13 protein-coding genes and 1 rRNA gene are annotated in these 14,942 nt (G+C 37.4%); 6 read left to right on the forward strand and 8 right to left on the reverse strand.

Features of this window, described 5'->3' with window-relative positions:
* A 16S ribosomal RNA gene (locus tag ACIQ7T_RS13870) occupies positions 1-83 on the reverse strand; the annotation flags it as partial.
* A gap of 529 nt (positions 84-612) precedes the next feature.
* Here ACIQ7T_RS13870 and ACIQ7T_RS13875 point away from each other — a divergent pair.
* Complete coding sequence (locus ACIQ7T_RS13875) at positions 613-1,038, forward strand: hypothetical protein (RefSeq protein WP_370082928.1); 426 nt, start codon at positions 613-615, stop codon at positions 1,036-1,038.
* A gap of 47 nt (positions 1,039-1,085) precedes the next feature.
* Here ACIQ7T_RS13875 and ACIQ7T_RS13880 read toward each other — a convergent pair whose 3' ends face one another.
* Positions 1,086-2,765 carry a hypothetical protein gene (locus ACIQ7T_RS13880; RefSeq protein WP_402871031.1) on the reverse strand — a complete coding sequence of 560 codons (1,680 nt, stop codon included), beginning with the start codon at positions 2,763-2,765 and terminating at the stop codon, positions 1,086-1,088.
* A gap of 163 nt (positions 2,766-2,928) precedes the next feature.
* Here ACIQ7T_RS13880 and ACIQ7T_RS13885 point away from each other — a divergent pair, with 163 nt between their 5' ends.
* From ACIQ7T_RS13885 to ACIQ7T_RS13895, 3 genes are all read left to right on the forward strand, one after another.
* Positions 2,929-3,579 (forward strand): lysoplasmalogenase, encoded by a 651-nt coding sequence (locus ACIQ7T_RS13885; RefSeq protein ID WP_370082924.1) that lies wholly within the window; start codon positions 2,929-2,931, stop codon positions 3,577-3,579.
* 117 nt (positions 3,580-3,696) lie between these two features.
* Positions 3,697-4,926 (forward strand): peptidase T, encoded by a 1,230-nt coding sequence (pepT, locus tag ACIQ7T_RS13890; protein WP_370082922.1) that lies wholly within the window; start codon positions 3,697-3,699, stop codon positions 4,924-4,926.
* 90 nt (positions 4,927-5,016) lie between these two features.
* Positions 5,017-5,982, forward strand: coding sequence for a DMT family transporter (locus tag ACIQ7T_RS13895; protein WP_370082920.1), 966 nt, complete (start codon positions 5,017-5,019; stop codon positions 5,980-5,982).
* Between the two features lie 60 nt (positions 5,983-6,042).
* Here the strand turns inward: ACIQ7T_RS13895 and ACIQ7T_RS13900 are convergent, their stop codons facing one another.
* Both ACIQ7T_RS13900 and ACIQ7T_RS13905 read right to left on the reverse strand, forming a co-directional pair.
* Entirely contained in the window at positions 6,043-6,531 is a 489-nt protein-coding gene (locus ACIQ7T_RS13900; protein ID WP_370082918.1) for a GNAT family N-acetyltransferase, read from the reverse strand.
* Between the two features lie 658 nt (positions 6,532-7,189).
* The gene (locus tag ACIQ7T_RS13905) at positions 7,190-7,618 is read right to left on the reverse strand and encodes a DUF4395 domain-containing protein (protein WP_370082916.1); all 429 of its coding nucleotides are present in this window, start codon (positions 7,616-7,618) and stop codon (positions 7,190-7,192) included.
* Positions 7,619-7,737: 119 nt separating this feature from the next.
* Here ACIQ7T_RS13905 and ACIQ7T_RS13910 point away from each other — a divergent pair, with 119 nt between their 5' ends.
* On the forward strand, positions 7,738-8,445 hold the full coding sequence (locus ACIQ7T_RS13910; protein WP_370082914.1) for a Fe-S oxidoreductase: 708 nt from the start codon (positions 7,738-7,740) through the stop codon (positions 8,443-8,445).
* 65 nt (positions 8,446-8,510) lie between these two features.
* On the opposite strand, the gene ACIQ7T_RS13915 is transcribed toward ACIQ7T_RS13910, so the two are convergent.
* Positions 8,511-9,191, reverse strand: coding sequence for a GNAT family N-acetyltransferase (locus tag ACIQ7T_RS13915; protein ID WP_370082912.1), 681 nt, complete (start codon positions 9,189-9,191; stop codon positions 8,511-8,513).
* A gap of 12 nt (positions 9,192-9,203) precedes the next feature.
* Complete coding sequence (locus ACIQ7T_RS13920; RefSeq protein ID WP_402871036.1) at positions 9,204-10,316, reverse strand: mandelate racemase/muconate lactonizing enzyme family protein; 1,113 nt, start codon at positions 10,314-10,316, stop codon at positions 9,204-9,206.
* An 81-nt stretch (positions 10,317-10,397) separates the two neighbouring features.
* On the opposite strand from ACIQ7T_RS13920, the gene ACIQ7T_RS13925 reads away from it, so the two are divergent.
* Positions 10,398-11,639, forward strand: coding sequence for a hypothetical protein (locus tag ACIQ7T_RS13925; RefSeq protein ID WP_370082909.1), 1,242 nt, complete (start codon positions 10,398-10,400; stop codon positions 11,637-11,639).
* A gap of 36 nt (positions 11,640-11,675) precedes the next feature.
* On the opposite strand, the gene nhaC is transcribed toward ACIQ7T_RS13925, so the two are convergent.
* Together nhaC and ACIQ7T_RS13935 are read right to left on the reverse strand one after the other, a co-directional pair.
* Complete coding sequence (gene nhaC, locus ACIQ7T_RS13930; RefSeq protein WP_402871040.1) at positions 11,676-13,121, reverse strand: Na+/H+ antiporter NhaC; 1,446 nt, start codon at positions 13,119-13,121, stop codon at positions 11,676-11,678.
* Between the two features lie 273 nt (positions 13,122-13,394).
* A complete protein-coding gene (locus tag ACIQ7T_RS13935) occupies positions 13,395-14,510 on the reverse strand; it encodes an amidohydrolase (RefSeq protein WP_402871042.1) in 1,116 nt (371 codons plus the stop codon).
* Between the last annotated feature and the right edge of the window lie 432 nt (positions 14,511-14,942).

The raw sequence follows: 14,942 nt of genomic DNA on the forward strand, positions 1-14,942 counted from the left end.
AGCTCCTTCTCTGTTCGCTCGACTTGCATGTATTAGGCACGCCGCCAGCGTTCGTCCTGAGCCAGGATCAAACTCTCCATAAAAAGAAATTTGATAAGCTCAAATTGTTTTGCTGGCATCATGTTTGATGTCCAAAATTTTGTTTCGTTCACTAACTCGAAGTTAGTTACTAAAAACTTTATTGATTACGTTTTGCTTGTTCAGTTTTCAAGGTTCATTTCGTTACCATTTCTTCAACAGTAACTTTTATATAATATCATGTCGCAAACTCTATGTCAACAACTAATTTAGTTGTTTTTTAGTAGCTGTCCTAACGACTTGTATAATATTACACCCGTATTTTAAAAAGGTCAATACTTTTTCTAATAAATATTTATATTTTTTCATTTCGTTGAAAAGCTTCCTATATAATAATTGAATTATCGTTTTGATCAAACTTTGTTCAATAGCTGATTAAATGAAAAAGTACATTGTTTTTCACGTTTAAAGTAAGAGACTTTTTTGTGGGAGAAGTTAAATCTAGGTATAAATTAAACAAAAAGACTCTTTTCTTTTAAAATAATTCCATTAATACTAATAGATGACCACTATGTGGAAAGGAGTTATGTATAAATGTCCTATGTCGATAAAAATCTTGCTCGTACTTTAGAACAGCAACATAAGCGAAGTATAAGAGGTTTATTTTTAAAAATTCAAGACTTAAATAATAATTGTACACTATTAAGTAAACGACTTGAACCACAGATCGACTTAGCTGTTTATAAGAATGCTATTGATTATGTGAATCAATTCGTTTCCCATACTACCATACTCAACTTAAAATTCATTACAAATACACAAAATTTAGAGGTCGTTGTGTTACATGCACTTTTATTAGCGCATATAGTAGAAAACGAAGACCATTCTGATTTTGAATATGAACAACATTTACTTCAAGGGTACATTCATGAAATATTTGCGTTAAACGATCATGCAAAAGCACTTTATACTAATCATCAGGAAAAGATGCTTCACTATATAGAATCTCAACCAACATAAAAAAGACGATCAAGTAGTACTAAGCTACAAAGATCGTCTTTTTTCTTTTATTGTAATCCTTTAATAATCATTGATCGAACTGGTAAGAATTGCTCTCCCGTATCACCATAAGTGAGAATGACCTCATCACCTTCTTGCAAATAAATTGCAAGCGATTCTGTTTCTGAGCTTACTAAATAGTTTTCACCGTTATTTAGTAAAAATGATACAACTGTATAGTCTCCGAGACGTTCCTTGTAAACGCGAAGCACCTTTCCACTTGCATTTTTCTCTTCCGCATGTGAACTTCCTTCGACTGTAGTTCCACCGCGACTTAAGGCTGTTTTATATAATTTTAATGCCTCTTTAGGAGTTGTCGCATATACGGAAATTTCAGGATTTGCCGCAGATACAATGAAATAATTTTGTAAGAAACCATTTGAATCAAGTACCGCTGTTAGCCAGCTAGCTTCGCCATAAAAGTTATACAACACTGGCATTTCTCCAGACCATTTTTTCTCTATAAATTTCTTCTCGATAATTTGCAAGTTACCTTGTGAATCCATGTAAGAAGCGTCTTGATTTCCAGTATAATAGGTTGCTTGACCTGTTCGTGCATTTGTTAAGGAATAGCCAAGCATTGAATCGACACCCTCTTTAGGGCTCGTAAAGTCTGTGAAATAATACATATCGCCCTTCTCGTCAAAAATTGGGCTAACATTTGCCTCTGTTCCCTCATCAGAAGGAAGTTTTACATCTTTCTTACCAAACTGACTGTTCCAAAATCCATGTACATAATTACCGAAATAACTATTTTGTAAGCTTACTGTCTCTGGAGAAACCGCTCCATCAATAAATTCTGGGACTTCCTCCAGCTTAATAACTTCTGATTTTCCTGTTAGCGCATCTACAAGCACGATCCCTTTTACATCGAAGCCATTACGTGCTGAGATAAACTCACCATATGAACGGATGTAGTATGGTTTACCATCATCATCTATTTCAAGTTGTACATCTCCGCAAAAAACAAGGAATGGATGTTGTAAACGTATATGACGCTCTAAATTTGAATTTAAATACGCAGAAGGAACATACTTCATTTCCTGCTTAACAAATTTAGGGTTATCTGCCGAATCCGTTGCACTCATTATAAAGTAACCAGGAGTCGACCCGCCGTTCATCCATTTAAAGAAACCAGAGAACTCAACTGGTGCAATATAAACATACTCACCATTCACTTTTTGAATTTGTAAGCGCCCTAGCTCATAATAACTCGTATTCGGTACTTGTCCGAACGCTTTTTTCATCTTATTGCGCGCAAATTTAGGAGGAACACTAGCTGGTGTTTGTGTTTCATCGAATGGTTTTATTTCAACCTCTTCCTTCATTTCAGCTGATTTGAATTTTTCGTTAGCATTCCATAAAGGAGCTGATAATACATACACTGCAACACCTAAACTAGCTAAAAATAAAACACCCTTTATTTTTCTTTCTATACCACCTGCAAGAAGCGCGCCACCTAATGTTAATAGAATAATAGCGGGCCAAAAAGCAAGCCAGTTTACATCCATGTTTGTCACATATACTGTTATACCAGTAGCTAAAAACCCTAGTACAAATACACCTATAAAGAAGTAGCCAATTACTTTTTTAGATCCGCCATCTTCTCGTTTTTTCGTTATAATCGGTGTTAATAAAACACTCGCGATTAGCCCAATGACTGCCGAAGCTATTAATAGCTTAGTCATTTTGTTCACCCTCTCTAAGCTTACTGTCCTCTTATTTACGGCTACATACCAAAAAAGTTTCATACATAAGATGAATGAGTACCCTCTCGTACATTTCCTTCACAAAAGAATAAAGGAAATTGTTACATAGATAAAGAATTTCAAAGAAAAGGAGCTGAGAAATTTGTCTAAAAAAGTTTTAATAGCATTTATTATTTTGTTTGGTCTTTATTATGTTTTTTTCCTGTCTCATATTGCAGAAAGCTTGATACTTATCTTTAAAGTCATCCCAATGCTTTTAATCATTATTTTAGCCGCTACATCAAAAAATTTAGGCATTAAAAAGTATCAACTACTGATTGTCATCGGACTTGTGTTTTGTATGGTCGGCGATTATACGCTACAGTGGTTTCTAATTGGGCTAACAAGCTTCTTAATCGGGCATATTTTTTATATCCTGGCCTTTTCTTCTACTAATGAACGACAAGTACCGACTTGGGCGAAGATTGTCTTACTCGTTTACGGTGCAAGTATGGCTGTGTGGATTGCAGGTACTGTATTTTCATCAGGAGAAGTCGTGCTTGGTATCGCGGTCATTGCTTATATTTCCGTCATATTAACGATGGGTTGGACTGCGATTCGAACAGGTTCTACATTTGCAACGATCGGCGCTCTGCTCTTTATTTCATCAGATTCCTATTTAGCTATTAATAAATTTGTTATGCCTTTACCATTTTCACATGAGTTTATTATGTTGACATATTACAGTGCCCAAATACTAATTGCCTTAAGTATTTCTCAATATTCCGAAATCCGAAGTAAAGTGTTACAATAATATCAATTATAACTTGGCGGATGTCACGGAATCGGCTTTGTCCTTGCACAAAGCCAATTCCGTGACATCCGCCGGGGGCTGAAAGTAGTTAAACATACACATTAGGAGGCCATACTTATGAAAGAACAAGTAATCGAGCGTTTAATTCGTTATGCAAAAATTGATACACAATCTGATTTCACAAGCGAAACAACTCCTTCAACACAAAAACAATTTGACTTATTGCATGTACTAAAAGATGAACTTGCTGCAATAGGCTTAACTGACATTACATTAGATGAAAATGGTTATTTATTTGCGACACTCGAAGCAAATACAGATAAAAAAGTGCCTACAATTGGCTTTTTAGCACATGTGGACACTACAACAGATTTTACCGGCACAAACGTTAATCCACAGCGCATTGACAACTATGATGGTGGAACGATCCAGCTCAATGAAAATCTAGCGATGTCGCCAACAGATTTTCCGGAGCTTAAAAATTATATAGGTCAAACGTTAATTACAACGGATGGCACTACGTTATTAGGTGCTGACGATAAAGCTGGTATCGCAGAAATTATGACGGCTATGGAATACCTAGTAAATAATCCTTCTATTAAACATGGTAAATTACGTGTAGCATTTACACCTGACGAAGAAATTGGCCGCGGTCCTCATAAATTTGATGTGGCTGCCTTTGGAGCAGACTATGCTTATACGATGGATGGCGGACCACTTGGCGAGCTACAATACGAAAGCTTTAATGCTGCAGGCGTAAAGGTTGTGACAAAAGGTACTAGTGTACACCCTGGATCTGCAAAAAATAAAATGGTCAATGCCATCACAATGGCGATCGCTTTCCAAAATGAAATGCCTACTGCTGAAGTACCAGAAAAAACGGAAGGCTATGAGGGCTTTATTCACTTAATGGGCTTTAACGGAGCGATCGAGCATGCTGAGCTTTCTTATATCGTCCGTGACCATGACCGTCAAAAGTTCGAGGCGAAAAAACAATTAATGCTTGATGCTGCGGCGAAAATTAAAGCCCAATATGGCGAGCATGCTTTAAGCATTACTATGGAAGATCAATACTATAATATGGGCGAAAAAATTGAGCCTGTAAAAGAAATCGTTGATATTGCACGCACAGCGATGGAAAAGTTAGATATTACTCCAATTACATTACCAATCCGTGGCGGTACTGATGGTTCACAGCTTTCTTACATGGGCTTACCAACACCAAATATTTTTGCAGGTGGCGAAAATATGCACGGTAAATTCGAATATGTATCTGGAGAAACGATGGAGAAAGCTACACAAGTGATTATCGAAATCGTACAGCTCTTTGAACAACAAGGAAAGTAATTACGAAGAAGGGTTTACCCCTTCTTCGTAATTTTTTAAAAAACGATAACTGAATTTTCAAATTACATAAAGGATTTTGAGGTGAATTTAATGAAAGAAATTGCATTAGGCATTTTAGCCTCACTTTTTTTTGCTGTTACATTTATATTAAATCATGCAATGGAAATGCAAGGTGGTAGCTGGCTTTGGAGTGCATCTTTGCGCTATTTCTTCATGCTTCCGTTTTTACTTGTGATTGTCTTCTATCGAAAAGGTTTTACCCAACTATCAGGTGAAATGAAGGCACAGCCTGCCGCTTGGCTACTTTGGAGCTTTATTGGATTCGTATTGTTCTATGCCCCACTGACATTTGCAGCAGCATTCGGTCCAGGGTGGCTCGTTTCTGGAACATGGCAATTGACAATTGTCGCTGGCGTATTACTAGCACCCCTATTTGTTTCAATAGTAGCTGGGAAAACAGTACGTCAAAAAATACCGCTTATTTCATTACTCATTTCATGTGTTATTTTAGTCGGCATTTTACTTATCCAAATACCACAGGCACAATCTGTCCCATTTAAAAGTTTAATGCTTGGCATTTTACCTGTTGTCATCGCTGCTTTTGCCTACCCTCTTGGTAATCGTAAAATGATGGAAATCTGCGGTGGACGTATCGATACATATCAACGAGTTCTTGGTATGACCATCGCCTCGATGCCTGCATGGATTATTCTAGCTATTTATGCATTAGCAACGGTCGGGCTTCCTTCTAGCAGCCAAGTAATGCAATCGTTGCTTGTAGGTATAAGCTCTGGTGTCATCGCCACAACTTTATTTTTCATTGCAACTGACCGTGTTCGCGATCATCAAGGCAAGCTTGCAGCAGTTGAAGCAACACAATCGACTGAAATACTCTTTGTCATTATCGGTGAAGTATTATTGCTCGGCATTGCATTCCCAAATCCAATTGCACTCGCGGGCTTAGGTGTCATCATTGTGGGCATGCTACTTCATAGCTACTATACGATGATACTAGGGAAAAAAAGCGCTGTTCATAACAGCAGCCCTACTCAGTAATATTAAAAGTGTACATTACTAAATTTACTTAGTAGTGTACATTTTTTATTCTAGAGAGCACTATAATTTGTAAATCATTGTTTTAGATGTTCCTACTACTTCATAATCTTGAAAGCCTAGTTTGTTATAAATATTAATGGCCACACTATTTTCAAGGTCTACACTAAGTGAAATGGTATTGTATCCTTCATCCTGCGCTTGTTGAATTATTTTACGCATTAGTAAAGTCCCTAATCCCCTTCCTCTTACGTCTTTTGAAACAGCAATTCCTATTTCAGGAGTATTGCTATCAATATATCCATAGCTTTTATTATTTTCATCAAACAATCTGTACCAGACTGCACCAACAGTTTGATTTTCTGCGTCAAAGGCAATCAAAACAGTATCTCCCTTTCTCCCCCAACCTTCATGATATTTTCTTATGTCAGGCGAGTTTAGCAAAACCTCTTTTGATGGTTTATTGACAGGAATAATTACAGACTCATATAACATTTCTTGAAAGAATTCAAACTCATTTTTATTACCTTCGAAGTTTCTAATATAAAACATAAGATAATCACTCCCGCCCCCTAATATTGTTAAACAATCAAATTGTCACTCTAATTACTATATGCATTTAGGGATATCATATATTAAATTACAATTTTTAGGGTTAATGACATAACGTGTAGTTGATTTCCGTTCCGGCTGGGCGCTTTCCTGGGGGCGTCCGATGAGCCGCTTCACTCGCTTTGCTCGCTCCAGGGTCTCATCTGTGACGCTGATCCCCAAGGAGTCACCAAGCCTCCACTCCAATCAACTTATATGCATGGCATACGATTTAACAAATGTCATTCCTTACTTACTCATTAATAAAATCAGAATTCACTAAAGCTGATTTCTTTCATTTTTATAGGGATACTTTGAAGATTTATCGGAACATAATCTCATTTTATCGGAATAATATCTCATTTTATCGGAACAATTGCAGTTTTGATAAAAAAAGACGACTCAATCACAATGGAGTGAGTCGTCTAGAGATTTTACGTTCCCAAAAAATGAGGGGGGTTTTAGGAGCGTCTTCATGAACTAGCAAACTTCTGGAGAAAAGTAGCTAAAGTTCATCCTCTCTACACTGTATTGTAGGGGAGGAATAATCTTTATACGATAATGATAATCATTATCAATTATAAAGTCAACATTAATCTGAAAATTTTTTAAAGTTTTTTTATGCCTTTTTCAGCGAGCGACGATATTGCCATTGCTTTAGCTGAAAATGTAGGAAACAACCTATACAAAAGCCTGCAATTGCTATCGATGAAGCTATTGCAACAATTCCCGTAAAGAGGTAGCCAACCACTTGCCATTTAAGCAAGTAACCTAAAATTCCGCCTGCTAAACAAAAGCTAGCAATATTAGAATTAAATTTTTGTTGTTGTGCATCCTCTGGTATATAAGTAGATGGAGCCTTTTTTAGAAACAGCTTCCCTACTCGAATAATAGGATTGTAATTGCATAAAACACCAAGTAAATTTGCTACTAAAGGAATTGCTAAAATCCAAGTGAACCCTGTTACCCACGTTAGAATGACACTTAACAGAATCGTCCATTGATTGAGTCGAACGAGCGGCCTTGGAATTGCATGAGGCTGCGACATTTTAAAACCTACCTTTCAGATATGTTTAATGTATTTTACTATATTGCATACCATTTGTGAAGCAAAAATGATTAATTTATAATTGAAGTAGCAGAAGACTGAAAGAAAAGGTGATCACGATGCCAGCATTAACGATGGATCAAGTTCGACAATTGAATTCCTATAGCATTTATACGACAGAACCAAAGCGGACACTATTTACATTAGCTGATATACATAAGGACTTTTACCATCCTGACTTTTTAAACCTTATGATGGGCATTACAGACGCAGCAACGGAAACAGCCGCTATTTCTCATTTTTCACGCCGCTACGGTATGTTTTTCGCTATGCAACTTTACATGCTTGCCGCCTATGACGAGGTGTGGGCCGGTAAACCAATCGAGCTTCGCTTTGATGCAGCAAAAGAATTCGACAGTTTTACAGTCGCAATGTTTGTTAACCCCAATGATTGGCGTTATGTCGATGAGGATGAGCGACAAGCAGTTATTGAGAAGATTCTATATGATGGGCATGTAATCGTTCAACAGCTCCGTAAAGTAACATCTATTTCCCCTCTTACTATTTGGGAGAATTTCTTTGGATATCTACTTTGGCACTATCACATATTGCTTTCTAATCCTGGACTAGCCGATCAAGCAATGGAGGATATTGAAGCTTTAGAGGACCCTAAAACATGGGCTCGTTTCTCCAATAAATCTTGGTGGGCACAATATACAGGAGGTCAAAGCCCCACTAATTTAGTGAACGTTCCCGTACGGAAATCATGTTGTTTTTCAAAAGACATACCAGGTTTAATGGCTTGTGGCTTTTGCCCGATGAAATAAAAATCTCCTAAACCAAAAAGCCTTACCTCTCACAATAAGTAAAAGGTAAGGCTTTTTACTATTATTTATTTTTCATAAACGACGAACCAATCATCTTGATTCTCATACATAGAAGTACCTATATAACCCTGTTTCAAAAGCTGTTGCTGACCAACCGTATCATCCATCGAAATCGTCATCTTTTCTGTAAAGGTTGGTAGCTCTTGTCGCAAGTCTTTATAGAAAACATATCGTAGCTTGTCTACATACTTAATTTTTAATCCCTTTACCACTAACCCTTGAGAAAATTTATCTTTCAAGCTGGGGATATTATATGGCTTTACCGTTGAGCATACATAATCATATTTTTCTAAATCGATATGACCCATGACAATTTGGGCTAATGTTTTTTGTAATCCATAGCCACGATATGTTGGTGAGACATTCGATATTTCTTGATATAAAACTTTATGAAATTCATCCTCGACAATCCCACAATCATAGCCAAGGTGCTCGTCATCAACAGGTGGGTTCAATAGTGCGCGAAAGGCAATTAACTCATCCCCTACGTAAGCACCTATCATCATGCCATTGCCGCTTAAAATATAGTCAAATTCCTCAGTGCTTAATGGCTGTAAAACACTTTGGTCTGCTAATGAATGATAAACCTCAAGCTGTAATTTTTCAATTTCTTGCAAATGCTGAAGATTTAATGTTGTAACAAAAAACGGCGTTTCTCCAAGCATGCCTTCATAAATTTTTTCCATTTCGCCGCCTCCTTAGGCTGTTACAATTGTTGAGAACTTACATAATTCTTTAAGGGTTTCTTCATCTACGTCTACACCTAATCCTGGTTTTTCATTTAAACAAATAAATGGCACATCATAGTGTAAGTTTCCGACATCCTTAGAGAACTTTAATGGACCTGTTAATTCTACACTCGTCATTATTTTTTTAGAGAATGCTACATGGAAGCCAGCTGCTGAACCAACTGATGATTCTACCATTGAACCGATTTGACATTCAATGCCTGCCATTTCAGCCATCACTGCTAGTTTCATAGCAGGATAAATTCCACCGCACTTCATTAATTTAATATTGACTTTATCTGCAGCACGTTTTGCAATAATTTCACGCATTTCACGTACACCGCGAAGTCCTTCATCAATCATTAATGGTACATCTGTTTTCGACTTCACTTCTACCATCCCATCAATATCTTCACTATCAACTGGCTGCTCTAACCAATCGATATTTAAATCTTTTAATGCACGTAAACCTTGTAAAGTAGTTGACGCATTGCCCCACCCTTGGTTTACATCTACTCGAATTGCGATGTCTTCACCAACACGTTCACGTACCGCTTTGATACGAGCAACATCACGAGCTACCTCTGTCCCTACCTTCATTTTAAATGATCGATAGCCCATCTCTACACGGTTAGCCGCCTCTTCTGCCATCGCCTCAGATGTTCCAATGCTCAGTACATGCGTAATCGGGAATTTCTCATGATAACGCCCACCTAGTAGTTGGTACACTGGAACTTGTAACGCTTTACCTGCAATATCGAAACAAGCAATGTCAATCGCTGCTTTCGCTGCTGGCACATCCTTCACAACTTTGTTCAATTTATCATGAAGTTTTTCAAAGCCCATTGGATTTTCTCCAATGATTGCAGGAGCAAGCTGATTCTTTAACACAGCATACGTGCTCTCCCACGTCTCCCCTGTTACGTGCTCATCTGGTACTGCTTCACCGTAGCCTACAATACCTGTGTCTGTCGTAACCTTCAAAATAATAGAAGGCATTGTATCATATGTAGCATAACTGATGATAAATGGATCAATAAGTGGTAAATGAATTGCAAAAATCTCTACTTGTTGGATTTTCATTTTTATCAGTCTCCTGTATAATATAGTTGTCGCTAATACGTCGCTAATTGTCAAAAAAATAATAGAAAAGGAACGTTGCCTATGTCTACTAAAATAGCGGTTATCTGCTCGAAAGCATTTATGAAGCGTATAAACAGTATCGCACAAAACATAGAGAATATTCAAATAGATTTTTATCTTTACAAGCAACCTACAGAATCACCCGTTTTGTTAAAGGAAATGAAGCCATGTGATGCACTTTTATTCGGAGGAACCCTACCCTATTTACATGCCCAATCTGCACTGTCAGAACTACCAATACCTTGGAATTATATAAAACAAGATGAGACGGCAATTTCCACAACCTTATTATCGCTTATAGCTAATCATGCAGTACCTTTAAGTAGAATTTCCATTGATGTTATGAATCCTACTATAGTAGAAAATGTTCTAACAGAAATAGAGTATTATGGTCCAAAACCATATATCCAGCCTATTTCTATCACTAAACCTACCCAATCAATATTGCAGCATCATATAACTTTATGGGAAGCTAATAGCATTGATTTTGTCATAACAAGTATTCATAGTGTGTTTGATGAATTACAGGCTCTTCAAATACCTGCAATGCGCATGTTAGATGCAACTAACTCCATTGTTCAATGCTTAGAGGAGACGAAATCTCAATCACTTCTTATAAAATCCGAATCTGTCAAAGCCGTTGTTGGACTATTAGAAGCTCCTGAAGATAAACCTATAGACTTTAACATGTTAACGCAAATCACAGCAGCTACACATTCAACTTATAAAGAAATTTCACCGTACTCTTTTGAGCTATATACGACAGCTGGGCATTTGCAAAAGGCACTTGAAAAAGAGAATTTACAGAACTTATTACAACAAGCTGATAAGCCATTTAATCTAGCATTTGGTTATGGCCATTCAATATTTGAGGCTAATCAAAATGCTAAAAATGCTTTAACATTTGCTAAACCTTGTGAGATTTATATACTAGATGAACATAAAAATTTGCTAGGTCCATTTCCAAAATCGGAAGTAAAACTAGCTTTAAAAACAGATGATCCCTATGTTTTACAAATGGCAAAGCAAACAAGCTTAAGTCCATTAAATATTTCCAAGATCATTCATTTTAGCCGAGAGCGACAATCAGCTCAATTTACATCCCATAATCTTTCTGAATACTTACAGGTTACACGTCGTACAACAGAGCGCATTATAAAAAAATTAGTGGATAACGGCTATGCTAAAGTTGTTGGTGAAGAAATGACACACCAACAAGGTCGCCCACGCACAATATATGAATTAAACTTTGCAACCTATTAAGAGCAATTATGCCTCGGCATAATTGCTCTTTTAGATTTAGTCTGCCATGACCATATTAGCTTCATTTAATTCTTCCTCTTTTTTGCGCTTCTCTGCTGCTTCCATTTCTTCCGGCGTCAGCTTAACAATCGCAAATCCGATATATGCATAAAAAATTGAAATAATAGGTACAAGGAAATTAATAATTGCATATGGTGCATATTCCATTGCACCTACACCTAATGTTGCTAAGATAAAGACTCCACAAGTATTCCATGGGAAGAATACAGAAGTTAGTGTTCCCCCATCCTCCAACGCACGAGATAAGTTTTTCGAATGCAAACCACGCTCTCGATAGACATTCGCAAACATACGTGATGGAACAACAATTGAAATATACTGCTCAGAACATGTAGCATTTGTTGTAATACATGCAGCAATCGTTGAAGCAACTAGGCTTCCTGTAGATTTAGCAAACTTCACAATAACATTCATAAGTGATTTTAACATGCCGGAATATTCTAACACCCCACCGAATGTCATCGCCACAATTGTCATTGAAACCGTATTCATCATCGAATCTAAGCCACCACGGTTAAATAGATTGTCCACCATGTCATTGCCAGTTGAAATAACAAATCCTTCTTGTAAAGCATGTACAGCCATTGTAGGTGTACCACCTTGTACAAAGATTTGTAGTAAGAATCCTGAGATAATTCCGACAACTAAAGCTGGAATCGCAGGTACTTTTTTCGCTACCAATACAATTACACCAACTGGCACAAGCAATAACCAAGGAGAAATAACGAAACTGTCCTCCATTACTTTTAATGTTGTTAAAATACTTTCTGATTTCATTGAGATGTCTGCGAAGCTTCTTCCCATAATTCCAAATACAACAATTGCAATGACTAGAGCTGGAATTGTCGTATAAAGCATATGCTTAATATGATCAAATAAGTCTGTGCCTGTTAAACCTGCTGCGAGATTAGTAGTATCCGATAATGGTGACATCTTATCACCAAAGTATGAACCCGAAATAACTGCTCCAGCAATCATTGCTGCAGGGATTCCCATACTTAAACCGATACCCATACCAGCAACACCGATTGTTGCCATCGTCGACCATGAGCTACCAATTGCCAAGGAAACAATTGAACATAACAGCATGATTGTTACTAAAAACCAAGCTGGAGAAATTAATTTTAAACCAAAATAAATCATTGTTGCGACAACACCGCCGCCAATCCATGCGCCAATTGTCAAACCTACTAAAATAATAATAACAATCGCTGGTAAAGCTAGACGTATCCCCTTATACATCATTTCCTCGATTTCTATCCACTTAAATCCATGCATTTTAGCGACAATAGCTGCTACAGTTGTTCCAACAATAAGTGGTACGTGAGGACTTTGCTCTAACACAACTACTGTAATTAGCATAGCTATAATCATTATTGCAAATGTCAGAAGTGCCCAACCTGCATTAATTTCTTTTTTCATGAATCCATCCCCTTTTTTGCGCTAATTGTTAATCTTGGTTTGCAAAGATGCAAATAATTTTTTATGTTTTTTAGCATAATATTCAAAAAATTAAAAGTCAACGCAAAAATTTTATGCCTCTCGAGCGATTTCGACTGTTTTTGCGCATAAAAACGCTTTCAAATAGCTATTAAGGACAATGCAAAATATTCATACATTTCTACAAAAAAGAAAAGAAAAAGAAACTTTACCAAAAGAATTTTGCACTTTTGATATAGCTCCCTCTCGCTATCGTTATTCGTATTCAGGTTTTTTTTCTAACACACAAGCAAGTACTTTTGCAGCATCAATTAATGCATTTCGTTCAAAAGTCATTTTTGGATGATGTAATCCAGGAGTTAAGTTGGCCCCAATCCCAATCATCGTTGCTTTTAATTCAGGTTTTTTAACTGTGTAAAAATGGAAATCATCACTTCCAGGTGTTGTTATTTCCTCAGCTAGATACGTTTCTCCAAGTGTTTCAATAATTGCGTCTTTAGCCATACGTGCAGCAACTGAAGAAACCTCAGCGCCAGGTGTGAAATCTAACCATTCCCACTCCATATCAATTTCAAACTGCCGCTTGATTGATGTTAAGCCAAAATCAATACGACTACGAAGCAATTCTAGTTGGTTATTACGTTGCGCGCGAATATCCATAGAGAAGCTCGCAGTACCTGGAATAATATTCGTACTACCACCATCTGCAACAATCTTCGTTAACTTTGCCGAATGAGGCTCGAAAGGCGATAAATGTATACTATTGAGCATTTGTTGTACGGCCATAATAACATCGATTGCATTTTTACCTTGATGAGGTCTAGCACCGTGGGCATCAGTACCTCGTATTGTTCCTTCTAAAAAATAAGCCGCACCATGGTGGATAGCAGGTGATACCTTGCCAAGTGGCAGTTCTTCAATTGGTCTTAAATGAACACCAAATAAATGCGATACGCCTTCAACAGCTCCGCGCTCAAAGGCTGCACAAGCCCCATTCCCAAGTTCTTCAGCAGGCTGGAAAATAAAACGAACACGATGTTGCAATGGTCGATCTTTCAGCAGTAATAAAGCACCAAGCACCATCGTTATATTTGCATCATGCCCACACGAGTGGTTTGCTTGCCACTTTCCATCCACTTCTTGCCATAAAGCATCTATATCTGCACGTACAGCAACAATTTCATCACCTGTACCAATTTCCGCAATCAACCCTGGAACATCCCCTAACAAATGATAGGATACGTTTAACTCATCTAAAATCGACGCAATCTTTTTAGTAGTTTCAAATTCCTTCCAACTTATCTCTGGATATTTATGAAAATGATCAAACCATTGATAAATTGTTTCTTCTAAGATTACAGCATTTGACATAACTACACCTCTATACGCATTTTTGTTTCCCATTATACATGAAACTATTTCTTAAAAGTACATATGGAATTAGACCTATATATATGAAAAACAATGATATTTTCAAGAGGCTCCTCACCAAAAGTTGATGACATTTATTAAAACGTATGCCATATATAAGTTGAGTGGAGACTGGGCGACTCCTTGGGGTTCAGCAATAGAGGAACGAAGGCTAAAACCATCACGTCCTGTGATAACGCCTTCGTGACCAGCCTCGGTGCTGCTGACGCTTCGTTAGCACTACGCTTTCGCGCAAAAGACATCTGTTGGCCCGAGACCCCGCAGCGAAGCGGATGTTTTCTGTGCGAAAGCGTAGCGACAGCAACAACAACAAAGCGTTCAGTCGGAACGGAAATCAACCACACGCTATGATGATGATCCAAAAATGATTAA

This window comes from Lysinibacillus sp. NPDC096212 (genome assembly GCF_044763105.1).
Classification (GTDB): Bacteria; Bacillota; Bacilli; order Bacillales_A; family Planococcaceae; genus Lysinibacillus.

What these genes read in the sequence shown, in the direction of transcription:
- ACIQ7T_RS13935 (WP_402871042.1), bottom strand. Translation starts at nt 14,510, where the DNA reads ATGTCAAATGCTGTAATCTTAGAAGAAACAATTTATCAATGGTTTGAT.
- ACIQ7T_RS13905 (WP_370082916.1), bottom strand. Translation starts at nt 7,618, where the DNA reads ATGTCGCAGCCTCATGCAATTCCAAGGCCGCTCGTTCGACTCAATCAA.
- ACIQ7T_RS13875 (WP_370082928.1), top strand. Translation starts at nt 613, where the DNA reads ATGTCCTATGTCGATAAAAATCTTGCTCGTACTTTAGAACAGCAACAT.
- ACIQ7T_RS13915 (WP_370082912.1), bottom strand. Translation starts at nt 9,191, where the DNA reads ATGGAAAAAATTTATGAAGGCATGCTTGGAGAAACGCCGTTTTTTGTT.
- ACIQ7T_RS13910 (WP_370082914.1), top strand. Translation starts at nt 7,738, where the DNA reads ATGCCAGCATTAACGATGGATCAAGTTCGACAATTGAATTCCTATAGC.
- nhaC (WP_402871040.1), bottom strand. Translation starts at nt 13,121, where the DNA reads ATGAAAAAAGAAATTAATGCAGGTTGGGCACTTCTGACATTTGCAATA.
- ACIQ7T_RS13920 (WP_402871036.1), bottom strand. Translation starts at nt 10,316, where the DNA reads ATGAAAATCCAACAAGTAGAGATTTTTGCAATTCATTTACCACTTATT.
- pepT (WP_370082922.1), top strand. Translation starts at nt 3,697, where the DNA reads ATGAAAGAACAAGTAATCGAGCGTTTAATTCGTTATGCAAAAATTGAT.
- ACIQ7T_RS13900 (WP_370082918.1), bottom strand. Translation starts at nt 6,531, where the DNA reads ATGTTTTATATTAGAAACTTCGAAGGTAATAAAAATGAGTTTGAATTC.
- ACIQ7T_RS13925 (WP_370082909.1), top strand. Translation starts at nt 10,398, where the DNA reads ATGTCTACTAAAATAGCGGTTATCTGCTCGAAAGCATTTATGAAGCGT.
- ACIQ7T_RS13895 (WP_370082920.1), top strand. Translation starts at nt 5,017, where the DNA reads ATGAAAGAAATTGCATTAGGCATTTTAGCCTCACTTTTTTTTGCTGTT.
- ACIQ7T_RS13880 (WP_402871031.1), bottom strand. Translation starts at nt 2,765, where the DNA reads ATGACTAAGCTATTAATAGCTTCGGCAGTCATTGGGCTAATCGCGAGT.